This window comes from Streptomyces sp. NBC_01283 (assembly GCF_041435335.1).
Lineage (GTDB): Bacteria > Actinomycetota > Actinomycetes > Streptomycetales > Streptomycetaceae > Streptomyces.
Genome location: NZ_CP108430.1, coordinates 3,025,122 through 3,038,066 on the forward strand (window position 1 = coordinate 3,025,122; position 12,945 = coordinate 3,038,066).

Consider the following 12,945-nt stretch of genomic DNA (forward strand, 5'->3'; position numbering starts at 1 on the left):
GCTCCCGGTGAGCAGGGGATACCCCAATCGCAGCGGGGCACGGCAGGCGCACACCTCAACAGTAGGCCGCAGAAGGCTTCTACGGGCAGCGGTCCACAACGGTTGCCCGAATGCGACCCGGCCACCCGTATGCATCTGGTATGCGCTGAACGGGTGGCCTTCAACCGCTACTCCTCGGTCGGAAGCGCAACTTCCGCTGCCGCGTCCGGTCCCTGTTCCAGCAGGACGGCGAAGCCTTCCTCGTTGAGAACCGGAACCTTGAGTTGCATCGCCTTGTCGTACTTGGAGCCGGGATTGTCGCCCACCACCACGAAAGCCGTCTTCTTGGAAACGGAACCGGTCACCTTTGCTCCCCGGCTCTGCAACGCATCTTTTGCGCCATCCCGCGTGTGGTGCTCAAGCGTTCCGGTCACGACGACGGTGAGGCCTTCGAGCGGACGCGGCCCCTCGTCCTCTCCCCCGCCCTCTTCCTCCATGCGGACCCCGGCCGCGCGCCACTTGCGCAGGATCTCCCGGTGCCACTCCTCCTCGAACCACTGCTTCAGGGAGGCGGCGATGGTCGGGCCCACTCCCTCGACCGCGGCAAGTTCCTCCTCGGTGGCCTGCTCGATCCGGTCGACGGACCGGAACTCGCGGGCCAGCGCCTCCGCGGCGACCGGGCCCACATGGCGGATGGAGAGGCCCGTGATGACGCGCGCGAGCGGGCGCTCCTTGGCCGCCGCGATGTTCTCCAGCATGGAGAGCGCGTTCTTCCTGGCCTCGCCCTGCTGGTTGGCGAAGACCGTGGCGATCTTCTCCTCGCCCGTCTTCGGGTCCCGCTTGGGCAGACCGCTGTCCTGATCCAGTACGTACGCCTTGATCGGCAGGAGCCGGTCGATGGTGAGGTCGAAGATGTCGCCCTCGTCGAGGACCGGCGGCTCGGACGGCTCCAGGGGCTTGGTCAGGGCGGCCGCCGCGACATACCCGAAGTTCTCGATGTCCAGGCACTTGCGGCCCGCGAGATAGAAGAGGCGCTCGCGCAACTGGGCCGGGCACGAACGGGCGTTGGGGCAGCGGAGGTCGATGTCGCCCTCCTTCATCGGTCGCAGCGCCGTCCCGCACTCGGGGCACTCGGCGGGCATCACGAACTCCCGCTCGGTGCCGTCCCGCAGGTCCACGACGGGGCCGAGGATCTCCGGGATGACGTCGCCCGCCTTGCGCAGGACGACCGTGTCGCCGATGAAGACGCCCTTCTTCTTCACCACGTCCTGGTTGTGCAGGGTCGCGAACTCGACCTCGGATCCCGCGACCGTGACGGGCTCCACCTGGGCGTACGGCGTGACGCGGCCGGTGCGGCCGACGCCCACCCGGATGTTGACCAGCTTGGTGTTGACCTCCTCGGGGGCGTACTTCCAGGCGATCGCCCAGCGGGGGGCGCGGGAGGTCGAGCCGAGGCGGCCCTGGAGCGGGATCTCGTCGAGCTTCACGACGACGCCGTCGATCTCGTGCTCCACGGAGTGGCGGTTCTCGCCGAAGTACGTGATGAAGTCCCGGACGCCGTCGAGGCCTTGGACCACCTTGTTGTGCTGGGCAGTGGGCAGGCCCCACTCCTTGAGCAGGTCGTACGCGTGGCTGAGGCAGTCGATGTCGAAGCCCTCGCGGGCGCCGATGCCGTGCACCACCATGTGCAGCGGTCGCGTCGCGGTGACGCGCGGGTCCTTCTGGCGCAGTGAACCCGCCGCCGCGTTGCGCGGGTTGGCGAAGGGCTTGTCGCCGGCCTCCACCAGGCGGGCGTTCAGCTCCTCGAACTTCTCCATGGGGAAGAAGACCTCGCCGCGGATCTCGACGAGGGCGGGGATGGCGTCGCCCTTGAGGCGGTCCGGGATGTCCGCGATGGTGCGGACGTTCGGAGTGATGTCCTCGCCGGTGCGGCCGTCGCCCCGGGTGGCCGCGCGCGTGAGCTTGCCGTCCTCGTACGTGAGGTTCACGGCGAGGCCGTCGACCTTCAGCTCGCACAGGAAGTGGTGGTCGGTGGTGCCGACCTCCTTGCCGACGCGGTCGGCCCAGGCGGCGAGCTCCTCGTCGTCGAAGGCGTTGTCCAGGGAGAGCATCCGCTCGCGGTGCTGGACCGAGGTGAACTCGGTCTCGTACGCCCCGGAGACCTTCTGGGTGGGCGAGTCGGGCGTGCGCAGCTCGCTGTACTCGTCCTCCAGGGCCTCGAGCGAACGAAGGAGCTTGTCGAACTCGGCGTCGCTGACGACCGGTTGGTCGTTCACGTAGTACCGGAAGCGGTGCTCCTCGATCTGTTCGGCCAGCTGGGCGTGCTGATCCCGTGCCTCGGCGGGCACAGAGCCTTGCTGTTCGACAGCCACCGTTTCGTCCTCCCGTTACGTCATACCCAATTACTCAGGGTTGTCCGCGAGTGATCTCGCCGCCCTGGCGCAGTGGGCGAGCACCGCGCGTGCGTACGCGGGAGAAGCCCCCGCGAGTCCGCACGACGGAGTGACCACGACCGACTCCGCGAGTGAACCCGGATTCAGCCCCAGCCTGCGCCACAGCGTCCTGACACCCATGACGCTACCGGCAGGGTCTGACAATGGGCCGTCCACTCCCGCCGCGACACCGGCGAAGAGCTTCGTGCCGCCCTCGACCGCCTCACCGATCGCCTCGTCGTCACGCTCGGTGAGCAGCGAGAAGTCGAACGAGATCGCGTCGGCACCCGCACGGCGGAGCAGCGCGAACGGCACGTCGGGCGCGCAGGAGTGCACGACGGAGGAGCCGTCGTGCACGCCGAGGACCTCCCGCAGGGTGCTCTCCACGAGCTGCCGGTCCACGGCGCGGTGGGTGCGGTATTCGCTCGCGGTCTTGATGTGCCCGCGCAGCACCGAGAGGAGCGAGGGCTCGTCGAGCTGGAGCACGATCTGGGCGCCGGGGATCCGTCGGCGTACGTCCGCGAGGTGGGTGCGCAGGCCTTCGGTGAGCGATCCGGCCAGGTCACGGCAGGCGCCCGGGTCGGAGAGCGCGGCCTCGCCGTTCCTCAGCTCCAGGGCGGCGGCCAGCGTCCACGGCCCGACGGCCTGCACCTTGACCGGCCCTTCGTACCCCTGCGTGAACTCCTCCAGGGCGTCGAGGTCTTCGCCGAGCCAGGCCTTCGCGCGGCGCGTGTCGCGTCCCGGCCGGTCGCCGATCCGCCAGCCGCTGGGCTCCACGCGCGCGTAGAGCTCGACGAGCATCCCGGCGGTCCGCCCGATCATGTCGGCGCCCGGCCCCCGCGCGGGCAGCTCCGCCAGGTACGGGAAGTCCTCGAAACTGCCGGTGACGGTCTTCGCGGCCTCGCGGGCGTCGCCGCCCGGCATGGACCCGATGCCGGTGGCCGGGCCCCAACTGATCGCGTTCACTGTCCCGGCCGCACGGTCAGGTCGTTGACCTCCGCGTCGCGCGGCAGGTCGACGGCCATCAGGATCGTCGTGGCGACCGACTCCGGGTCGATGAAGCGGGAGGGGTCGTACGTCTTGCCCTCCTGCTGGTGGACCTTGGCCTGCATGGCGCTCGCCGTGCGGCCCGGGTAGACGGAGGTGACCCGGACGCCGTTCGCGTGCTCCTCGGCGCGCAGCGAGTCGGCCAGGGCCTTGAGGCCGTGCTTGGAGGCGGCGTAGGCGGACCAGTCGGCGTGGGCGCTCAGGCCCGCGCCCGAGTTCACGAAGACGACGTGGCCCTGGGCGACCCGGAGTTGGGGCAGGAAGTGGCGGGTCAGCTCGGCGGGGGCGATGAGGTTCACGTTGAGCTGGTGGCGCCAGGACTTGGGGGTCAGGTCACCGACCCGGCCCAGGTCGACGACGCCCGCGATGTGGAGCAGGGAGTCCACCCGGTCGGGCAGCGACTGGTGGCCGAAGGCCCAGGAGAGCTTGTCCGGGTCGGAGAGGTCGCCCACGAGGGTGGCCGACCCGGGGAATTGTGCCGCGAGTTCCTTGGCGCGGCCCGCGTCCCGTGCGTGCAGGACGAGGGCATCGCCGCGTGCGTGGAGGCGGCGGGCGACGGCCGCGCCGATGCCGGAGCCGGCCCCGGTGATCACATGTGTTGCCATGCGTCCATCGTCGCACCCCGCCAGGTGCAGGTCAGCGCATGCCCACGGACTCCTCGAGGTAGGCGAGCGCGCCGACCGGCTCCTCGGCGAAGAAGACGAGACCGGTCAGCGGCACCGGCAGGAAGCCCTCGTCCTCCATGCGCTGGAACTGCTCCTTCAGGCCGTCGTAGAAGCCCGCCGAGTTCAGCAGGACGACCGGCTTGGTGTGCTTGCCGTGCTTCTTGAGTTCGAGGATCTCGGTGGCCTCGTCCAGCGTGCCCGTGCCGCCGACCATGATCACCACGGCGTCGGCCTTCTCCAGGAGCAGCGCCTTGCGCTCGGCGAGGTCCCGCGCGATCACCATCTCGTCGGGCGCGGTGACGGCCCGCGCCTTGGCTGCGAGGAAGTCGACCGAGACCCCGACGAGCCCGCCCCCCGCCTCGTGCACCCCATCGGCGACGACCTTCATCAGGCCGCTCTCCGAACCGCCCCACACCAGGGTGTGGCCGCCCTTGCCGAGCAGCTCGGCGAATTCACGCGCGGGGCGCGTGTAGCGGTCGGGGAGGTCGGCGGCGGAGAGGAAGACACAGATATTCATGGCTTCACCGTACGATCCGGCCCAGACTGGGTGGGACGCGGCCGCTCACAGAAGGAGACCCCGGTGACAGCAGGACACAAGATCACCATCGAGCAGGGCACCGATCACGTACGGGTGGTGCGCGACGGCCAGGTCGTGGCCGACAGCAGCCGCCCGCTGCTGCTGAGGGAGACGGGCTGCCCGGTGCGCTACTACCTCCCTCCGGAGGACGTGCGCACCGATCTCCTGGCCCCCTCGGACACGACGACGTACTGCCCGTTCAAGGGAACGGCGTCGTACTGGTCGCTGGCGGGCGCCGAGGACGGCAAGGACACGGTGTGGGCGTACCCGGAGCCCAAGGACACGGTGGCACAGATCAAGGACCACCTCTGCTTCTACGAAGTGGAAGTAGAGGCAGCCGAGTAATGAAGTGGGCGGCAGCGGAAGGCGGGAGGCCCTAGGCCGCCGCCGTCGCCCTCTCCGTCGTCGCGATCGTCGCCGAGCCGACCACGCGCGTGCCGTCGTAGAGCACGATCGCCTGGCCGGGGGCCACACCGCGCACGGGCTCGTCGAACGAGACGCGCAGCTCCGATCCGTCGACCAGCTCCGCGCGCACCGACGTCTCTCCCCCGTGCGCCCGCAGCTGCGCGGTGTACGTGCCGGGCCCGGAGGGGGCCGCGCCGCACCAGCGGGGCTTGATCGCCGTCAGGCCCGTGACGTCCAGGTCGGCCGCGGGGCCGACCGTCACGGTGTTGTTCACCGGGGAGATGTCCAGGACGTAGCGCGGCTTGCCGTCGGGGGCCGGGGTACCGATCCGCAGGCCCTTGCGCTGGCCGATGGTGTAGCCGAAGGCGCCCTCGTGGGTGCCCAGCTTGTTGCCGTCGGCGTCGACGATGTCGCCCTCCGCCTTGCCGAGGCGGTCCGCGAGGAAGCCCTGGGTGTCGCCGTCGGCGATGAAGCAGATGTCGTGGCTGTCGGGCTTCTTGGCGACGGCCAGGCCTCGCTCCTCGGCCTCCGCGCGGATCTCCTCCTTGGTGGTGAGCGTGTCACCGAGGGGGAACATGGCGTGGGCGAGCTGACGGTCGTCCAGGACCCCGAGGACGTAGCTCTGGTCCTTGGCCATGTCCGAGGCGCGGTGCAGCTCGCGCGTGCCGTCGTCGTTCACGACCACCGTGGCGTAGTGACCGGTGACGACCGCGTCGAAGCCGAGCGCGAGGGCCTTGTCCAGGAGCGCGGCGAACTTGATCTTCTCGTTGCAGCGCAGGCACGGGTTGGGGGTGCGCCCCGCCTCGTACTCGGCGATGAAGTCCTCGACGACGTCCTCGCGGAACCGCTCGGCCAGGTCCCACACGTAGAACGGGATGCCGATGACGTCCGCGGCGCGGCGGGCGTCGCGGGAGTCCTCGATGGTGCAACAGCCTCGCGCGCCCGTGCGGAACGATTGCGGGTTCGCCGAGAGTGCCAGGTGCACTCCGGTGACGTCGTGGCCTGCTTCGGCGGCTCGCGCGGCGGCGACGGCGGAGTCCACGCCGCCCGACATGGCGGCGAGTACGCGAAGGGGGCGGGGGCGCTGCGGGGTCCGGTTCTCAGTCATAGCTCTAACAGGGTACGGGCCCGCGGGAACCAGCCGCCCGTGAGTAAGCGTTGACGATCACATGGGGGAAGAACAGGACTCGACGGCGGAGCGCGAGCAGGGGCGCCGTGGCGTGAACCGGCGGACGCTCCTTATCGGTGGCGCCGCGGCGGCCGTCGGCACGGCCGCGCTCGCGTCGGACAAGCTGAGCCGCCTGTGGTGGCGCCTTCCCGGCGTCGTCAAGAAGCGCAAGGAGGGCGAGGTCGACGCCCGGGGCGCGCAGTGGATCGCGGCGTCCGACTACAACTGGCGACGGGCGGACCGGCCCGACGACTACGACATAGACATGGTCGTCATCCACGTCGTGCAGGGCGGGTACGCGACGGCGCTGAGGGTCTTCAAGGACCCCGCGCACGGTGCGGCGGCCCATTACGTGGTGCGCAAGGACGGTCACGTGGCCCAGATGATCCGCGAGCTGGACGTGGCGTTCCACGCGGGGAACAAGAGCTACAACGAACGGAGCATCGGCATCGAGCACGAGGGCTTCGTCGACAAGAAGTCCTCGTTCACCGACGCCATGTACGCGTCGTCGGCGCGGCTCACCGCCGGGATCTGCAAGCGGTACGACATCCCGGTGGACCGCGAGCACATCATCGGGCACGTGGAGGTGCCCGGCACGGACCACACCGATCCGGGCCCGCACTGGGACTGGGACCGGTACATGAAGCTCGTCGAGAAGGCCCGCACCGCCCTCGCGTGACCTGCGGCTAGCGCAGGTGCACGGGCAGTGACTCCACCCCGTAGACGATGGACAGCTTGCGGAAGGCGAGCTCGTCGGAGCCGACCGCGAGCCGCATCTCGGGGAAGCGCTTGACCAGGGCGGGGTAGGCGGCGCGCAGCTCCATGCGGGCCAGCTCGGCGCCGATGCAGCGGTGGATGCCGTAGCCGAATGCGAGGTGGCCCGAGGCCTTGCGGTGCGGGTCGAAGCCGCCGCCGTCAGGGGTGTACTTCGCGTCGCGGTTGCCGCCGCTCAGGGAGCACAGGACCAGGTCGCCCTTGGGTATGCGCACCCCGGCTATCTCGATGTCCTCGCGGGCGAAGCGCGGGAAGGCCACCTGCACGACGGTGAGGTAGCGCAGCGCCTCCTCGACGAAGGGGGCGGCCGCCGCGTCGTCCTCGCGCAGCCGCGCCGCGGTCTCCGGGTCCCGCAGGAGCAGCAGGGAGCCGAGGGCCACCATGCTCGCGGTCGTCTCGAAGCCGCCGGTGAGGATGCCGTCGGCGAGACCGGCGAGCTCCTCGTCGTCGACGGTGTCTCCGTGCTCCTTCACGATCATGCCGAGCAGTCCGTCGCCCGGGTTCTCGCGCTGCTTCTTGACGACGTCCCGGAAGTAGGAGAGCGAGGCGGATATCGCCCCGAAGGGAGCGGTCGCCCCGGCGAAGAGGTCGAAGCGCTCCATGGCCAGCTGCTGGAAGTCGTGGCGGTCCTCGTAGGGCACGCCGAGCAGTTCGCAGATCGTCAGCGAGGGGATCGGCAGCGCGAAGGCCTGGACGAGGTCGACGGGCCCTTCGGCGGCCTCCATGGCGTCGAGCCGCTCCTCGACGATGGCCTCGATGCGGGGCGTGAGGCGGCGCAGCCTGCGCATCGTGAACTCGGGCGTGAGGATGCGGCGCAGATGCGTGTGGACCGGGGGGTCGCTGAAGCCGAGGCCGCCGGGGTGGTGGTCGTCGACGACACCGGCGTTGCCCGCGAGGTTCGTGAAGTCGTTGCTGAAGCCGTCGGTGGCGCCGAGGACGGCCTTCACCTCGTCGTACCCGGTGACCACCCAGGCGTCCATGCCGAACGGCAGCGGCACCTTGGAGATCGGCTGCTCCGCCTGGTGCTCGGTGAGCCGGGCGACCGGGTCGAGCCCGTCGCGGCGCATCGGCGCGAGCAGGGGCTCGGGAAGGCGCGAGATCGCGGAGGCGCTGATCCCGTTCTTCTGGATCCTGGAGAGGTAGATGCGCCCGAGCCGCGCGGCTATGCGAGAGCGGAGGTTCGCCTTCAATGTGAACTCCATGAGGGGGTTGTCGTGCAGCCCCGAACGCGCGGAGCGGAGTCGCGAGCGGCAAGCATAGATCGGCGGACTATGGACCTCGTAGCCCGCTCCTGTGCCTGTCCGCCCGATAGCGGCCGAAACCGGCATCAACTCCGGGCGGGAGCAGACCAGTCCGGAGTCACTCTCGTCACATACCGGCCCGAACCAGGACCGAGTTGTCGCCGCGGGGGCCCTGTCTCAGCTAAGGCCCGCCGTCCGCGCCCGTTCCACCGCCGGGCCGATCGCCTGGGCCACGGCGGTCACGTCCGCCTTCGTCGAGGTGTGTCCGAGGGAGAAGCGGAGCGTGCCGCGCGCCAGGTCGGGGTCGGTGCCGGTGGCGAGCAGGACGTGACTGGGCTGGGCCACGCCCGCCGTGCACGCCGAGCCGGTGGAGCACTCGATGCCCTGCGCGTCGAGCAGCAGGAGAAGGGAGTCCCCCTCGCAGCCGGGAAAGGTGAAGTGCGCGTTCGCGGGCAGCCGGCCGACCGGGTCTCCCCCCAGGATCGCGGCGGGGACCTCCGCGCGCACGGCGGCGACCAGCTCGTCCCGCAGCGCCCCGATCTCGCGGGCGAACCACTCGCGCTGCGAGGCGGCGTGCTTCCCGGCCACGGCGAACGCGGCGATCGCGGGCACGTCGAGCGTCCCGGAGCGCACATGCCGCTCCTGCCCGCCGCCGTGCAGGACGGGCACGGGGCTGTACTCACGGCCCAGGAGCAGCGCCCCGATGCCGTACGGACCGCCGATCTTGTGTCCGGAGACGGTCATCGCGGCGAGCCCGGACGCACCGAAGTCGACGGGCACCTGGCCGAAGGCCTGCACCGCGTCGGCATGCAGCGGGATGTCGAACTCCCCCGCCACGTCGGCGAGTTCACGGATCGGCTGGAGGGTGCCGATCTCGTTGTTGGCCCACATGACGGTGGCGAGGGCCACGTCGTCGGGGTTGCGCGCGATCGCCTCGCGCAGCACTTCGGGGTGCACGCGGCCGTAGGCGTCGACGGGGAGGTACTCGACGGTGGCGCCTTCGTGCTCGCCGAGCCAGTGCACGGCGTCGAGGACGGCGTGGTGCTCGACGGGGCTCGCGAGCACCCGGGTCCGCGCGGGGTCGGCGTCGCGTCTCGCCCAGTACAGGCCCTTCACGGCGAGGTTGTCGGCCTCCGTGCCGCCCGCGGTGAAGACGGTCTCGCTGGGGCGCGCGCCGAGCGACTCGGCGAGCGTCTCGCGGGCCTCCTCGACGGTGCGTCGCGCCCGGCGCCCCGCGGCGTGCAAGGAGGACGCGTTGCCGGTGACGGCGAGCTGGGCGGTCATCGCCGCGATCGCCTCCGGGAGCATCGGAGTGGTCGCTGCGTGGTCGAGGTAGGCCATGGTGGGCACGATTCTACGAGCCTCGCGGGGCCCCGCGTCCAAGCGGTGTCAGCCGGCGAGACCCCACGACACGGTGTTGTCCATGGACATCAGCACTCCGAGGACGACGAGATCGGCCACACCGAGCCCGAGTCCGAGCATCGCGCGGCCCTTCCGGGAGGTCCCGCGCAGGAGCGCGATGCTCGCGAGGACGATCGCGATCGGACCGAGGAAGAGGTTCAGGACGAGCAGCCCGAGCAGGCCGAGGACGAACGACGCGACGGCCATGCCGTCGGTGTCACGCCGGCCGGTGGGGACGGGGGCGGCCGAGGTGGTGGTGGCCTTGGACCGGGGAGCGGTGGTGGTGAGTCCCATGGTGCGACTCCTTTCAGGGGCCGTACGGATCAGGTGCGAATGAAGTGCGGATCAAGCGCCCATCGGGCGTGACGCGCTCAGGAGTGGTGGCGCGTGTGCCGCTCGCGGACCGCGAACACCATCAGCCAGACGCCGATGACGGCGGCGGCGACGAGGGAGACGGAGAGGGGCGCGTGGGCCACGGCGCCCAGGGCGACGCCGAGCAGCAGGAGGGCGGCTACGAGAAACAGCATGGGGCACCTCTCTTGTGAGGGTCGGCTGATCTTGTGACGGTCGACGCGAGGGTCGACCGGAGCTTTGGGTGAACGCTTGTGGTAACAACTGTTCACTGATCTAGAGCGTACCGCGTCTCCAGCTTCCCAATCCCGGAGAACAGTTGTTAACTGCATGGCATGAGTCACACTCTCGGCATCCGGCAGGCCCAGAAGCAGAAAACCCGGCAGGCACTCCTCGACGCGGCGCTCCAGCTGCTCGCGGAGCAGAGCCTGAGCAGCCTGGGCCTGCGCGAGGTCACCCGTGCCGTGGGCGTGGCCCCCACCGCCTTCTACCGGCACTTCCGCGACATGGGCGACCTGGGTGTGGCCCTGGTCGAGGAAGCGCTCGGCAGCCTGCACACCACGCTCGTCGCCCTCCTCGCGGCGACCGGCGACGGTGACGGCGAGGAACGCATCGCGGCCACGGTCGAGTTGATCGTCGCCTATGTGCGCACGCACCCCGCCCACGTCCGCTTCATCGCCCGCGAGCAGCACGGCGGCGTACAGGCCGTGCGGTCCGCGATAGGCGATCAACTCACCCTGTTCGCCGAGGAGGTGAAGGACCAGTTCGCCCAGGAGCCCGAGTCGGCGGGCTGGGACCCGGACGACCTCCTGATGCTGGCCAGGATGTACGTCGACCACATGGTGATGACCGCGTCCGCACTCCTGGAGGCGGCACCCGACGCCCAGGAACGAGTGGCGGCCAGCGCACGCAGGCAGCTGCGCCTGGTGTCGCTCGGGCGGCACCACTGGCTGGACGAGAAGTGACCCGGCAGTGACCCGAGAGACGGCACAGGCCCTTCCGGCCGCCCTCGCCCGACCGCACCCCTCGACTCTCGCGTAAGGAGCTACTAGCCTTACGGTCATGACGATCGACGGCGACTGGACACTCGACCAGACCTTCGCGGGCCCGACCGGAGCCGTCCGCTGGACCGCCCTCGGCGCCGCGGACGCACCGCCCGTCGTCCTGGTCCACGGCACCCCCTTCTCCTCGTACGTCTGGCGGGGCGTGGCCCGCGCGCTCTCCCGCGAGCACCGCGTGTACGTGTGGGACCTGCCCGGCTACGGCACCTCGGAGATGCGGTCCGGGCAGGACGTGACCCTGGCCGCACAGGCCCGCGTCCTCACGGAGCTCCTCGCGCACTGGGGCCTGGCCGAACCGGCCGTGGTGGCCCACGACTTCGGCGGCTGCGTCGCCCTGCGCGCCCACCTCCTGCACGGCGCCCGCTACGAACGTCTCGCGGTCGTCGACCCGGTGGCGCTCGCACCCTGGGGCTCCCCCACCTACCGCCTGCTCGGCGCGAACGCCGACGTCTTCGGCCAACTGCCGCCCGCCCTGCACGAGGCACTCGTGCGCGAGTACGTCGCCTCGGCGAGCCACCGCGGCCTGCACCCGGCGGTGCTCGACCGCCTGGTCCAGCCCTGGTGCACCCAGGAGGGCAGGCCCGCGTTCTACCGGCAGATCGAGCAGAACGACCAGCGGTTCACCGATGAAGTCCAGGGACGGTATGCGGAGTTGGCGCTGCCCGTCCTCATCTGCTGGGGTACGCAGGACACCTGGATCCCGGTGGAGCGCGGCCACGAGCTCGCCAAGCTGATCCCCGGAGCCGAGCTGCGCCTGATCGAGGGTGCGGGACATCTCGTACAGGAGGACGCCCCGGCCGAGCTCACCGGCGAGCTGAGCCGCTTCCTGCGTACAGCTCGCTGACGGCGGCGGCGGCGTCCGCCAGCTCGGCGCGCACCTCGGGCGGCGAGAGCACCTCCACGCTCGCGGCGAACGGGAGCAGCGTGCGGGCGTCGCCGATGACGCCGAACCCGAGCCGGACGGTGATCCACTCGCTCGTCCCGTCGTCCTCGGGAGGGGCGCTGACGAAGTGGCCCTTGAGACGCAGGAACTGCGCGAAGCGGTCCCGCGCCACCCGCGCCGTCACGTCGACGCCGACCGGACGGTCCTCGACCTGCCGCTTCAGCACGCCCCATACGTCGGCGAGTTCGACGCCGGGCCTGCGCCGCACCGGCTGGTCCGTGAGGGTCGCCGCCCGTACGCGGTCGGCGCGGAAGAGCTGCGGGGCGCCGCGCCGGTCGGCGACCAGGTACCAGACACCCGCCTTGGAGACGAGGCCGTAGGGGTCCACGGTGTACGTGCGCGGCTCCGCGTCGCCGCTGTGCCGGTAGCGCAGGCGCAGCCGCCGGTCGGAGAAGACGGCGTCCTGCAGTACGTCGAGATCGCCGGTGACCGGATCCGATCCGCGGGGCCCCGGCATCCAGCGCGCCGAGTCGACGAGGATGCGGCGGCTCGTCAGCTCGGCTGCCGGGCGGTGCGGTGCGGGCAGCGCCGCCATGACCTTGCGCAGCGCGGAGCCGATCGCCTCGTCGAGCCCGAGCGCGGCGTGCGCGCCCTGCGCGGCCAGGATGAACAGCGCCCGCGACTCGTCCGCGGTGAGCCCCGTGACGTCCGTACGGAAACCGGGCAGGAGCGCGATGCCGCCGTGCCGCCCGCGCTCGGCGTACACCGGGACGCCGGAGGCGGAGAGCGCCTCGACGTCGCGGTAGATGGTGCGCACCGAGACTTCGAGGCGGTCGGCCAGTTCATGGGCGGGGACCTGCCCACGGGTCTGGAGCAGCAGCAGGATCGAGAGCAGCCGGTCGGATTTCACGCAGCCAAGGATGGCCTGTCGGCCCTCTCCGGATCATGCTTATGATTCAGG

14 protein-coding genes are annotated in these 12,945 nt (G+C 70.8%); 4 read left to right on the plus strand and 10 right to left on the minus strand.

Going from position 1 to position 12,945, the window contains the following annotated elements; translation table 11 throughout:
- Window positions 1–167: 167 nt before the first annotated feature.
- From ligA to OG302_RS13560, 4 genes are read right to left on the minus strand one after another with little or no spacing between them, the layout of a single operon-like run.
- Window positions 168–2,351, minus strand: coding sequence for an NAD-dependent DNA ligase LigA (gene ligA / locus OG302_RS13545; protein WP_371527021.1), 2,184 nt, complete (start codon window positions 2,349–2,351; stop codon window positions 168–170).
- A 30-nt stretch (window positions 2,352–2,381) separates the two neighbouring features.
- Entirely contained in the window at window positions 2,382–3,377 is a 996-nt protein-coding gene (locus tag OG302_RS13550) for a methionine synthase (protein ID WP_371527022.1), read from the minus strand.
- Complete coding sequence (locus OG302_RS13555; protein WP_371527023.1) at window positions 3,374–4,063, minus strand: SDR family oxidoreductase; 690 nt, start codon at window positions 4,061–4,063, stop codon at window positions 3,374–3,376. Before OG302_RS13555 ends, OG302_RS13550 begins: the two co-directional genes overlap by 4 nt.
- A 31-nt stretch (window positions 4,064–4,094) precedes the next feature.
- A complete protein-coding gene (locus tag OG302_RS13560; RefSeq protein ID WP_371527024.1) occupies window positions 4,095–4,640 on the minus strand; it encodes a TIGR00730 family Rossman fold protein in 546 nt (181 codons plus the stop codon).
- A gap of 63 nt (window positions 4,641–4,703) precedes the next feature.
- Here OG302_RS13560 and OG302_RS13565 point away from each other — a divergent pair, with 63 nt between their 5' ends.
- A complete protein-coding gene (locus OG302_RS13565) occupies window positions 4,704–5,045 on the plus strand; it encodes a DUF427 domain-containing protein (RefSeq protein WP_371527025.1) in 342 nt (113 codons plus the stop codon).
- Window positions 5,046–5,076: 31 nt separating this feature from the next.
- Here the strand turns inward: OG302_RS13565 and mnmA are convergent, their stop codons facing one another.
- A complete protein-coding gene (gene mnmA / locus OG302_RS13570) occupies window positions 5,077–6,213 on the minus strand; it encodes a tRNA 2-thiouridine(34) synthase MnmA (RefSeq protein WP_371527026.1) in 1,137 nt (378 codons plus the stop codon).
- A 61-nt stretch (window positions 6,214–6,274) separates the two neighbouring features.
- Here mnmA and OG302_RS13575 point away from each other — a divergent pair, with 61 nt between their 5' ends.
- Entirely contained in the window at window positions 6,275–6,952 is a 678-nt protein-coding gene (locus OG302_RS13575) for an N-acetylmuramoyl-L-alanine amidase (RefSeq protein WP_371527027.1), read from the plus strand.
- 7 nt (window positions 6,953–6,959) lie between these two features.
- Here OG302_RS13575 and OG302_RS13580 read toward each other — a convergent pair whose 3' ends face one another.
- From OG302_RS13580 to OG302_RS13595, 4 genes are all read right to left on the minus strand, one after another.
- Window positions 6,960–8,249: a cytochrome P450 gene (locus tag OG302_RS13580; protein ID WP_371527028.1), complete on the minus strand. Its 1,290-nt coding sequence runs from the start codon at window positions 8,247–8,249 to the stop codon at window positions 6,960–6,962.
- A gap of 216 nt (window positions 8,250–8,465) precedes the next feature.
- Window positions 8,466–9,629 carry a cysteine desulfurase family protein gene (locus OG302_RS13585; RefSeq protein ID WP_371527029.1) on the minus strand — a complete coding sequence of 388 codons (1,164 nt, stop codon included), beginning with the start codon at window positions 9,627–9,629 and terminating at the stop codon, window positions 8,466–8,468.
- Window positions 9,630–9,677: 48 nt separating this feature from the next.
- The gene (locus OG302_RS13590) at window positions 9,678–9,983 is read right to left on the minus strand and encodes a DUF4190 domain-containing protein (protein WP_361838332.1); all 306 of its coding nucleotides are present in this window, start codon (window positions 9,981–9,983) and stop codon (window positions 9,678–9,680) included.
- A gap of 77 nt (window positions 9,984–10,060) precedes the next feature.
- The gene (locus tag OG302_RS13595; RefSeq protein ID WP_361838335.1) at window positions 10,061–10,216 is read right to left on the minus strand and encodes a hypothetical protein; all 156 of its coding nucleotides are present in this window, start codon (window positions 10,214–10,216) and stop codon (window positions 10,061–10,063) included.
- Window positions 10,217–10,375: 159 nt separating this feature from the next.
- On the opposite strand from OG302_RS13595, the gene OG302_RS13600 reads away from it, so the two are divergent.
- Window positions 10,376–11,005, plus strand: coding sequence for a TetR family transcriptional regulator (locus OG302_RS13600; RefSeq protein ID WP_371527030.1), 630 nt, complete (start codon window positions 10,376–10,378; stop codon window positions 11,003–11,005).
- Window positions 11,006–11,102: 97 nt separating this feature from the next.
- The gene (locus tag OG302_RS13605) at window positions 11,103–11,945 is read left to right on the plus strand and encodes an alpha/beta fold hydrolase (protein ID WP_371527031.1); all 843 of its coding nucleotides are present in this window, start codon (window positions 11,103–11,105) and stop codon (window positions 11,943–11,945) included.
- Here the strand turns inward: OG302_RS13605 and OG302_RS13610 are convergent.
- Window positions 11,905–12,894 carry a helix-turn-helix transcriptional regulator gene (locus OG302_RS13610; RefSeq protein WP_371527032.1) on the minus strand — a complete coding sequence of 330 codons (990 nt, stop codon included), beginning with the start codon at window positions 12,892–12,894 and terminating at the stop codon, window positions 11,905–11,907. The genes OG302_RS13605 and OG302_RS13610 overlap by 41 nt on opposite strands.
- Between the last annotated feature and the right edge of the window lie 51 nt (window positions 12,895–12,945).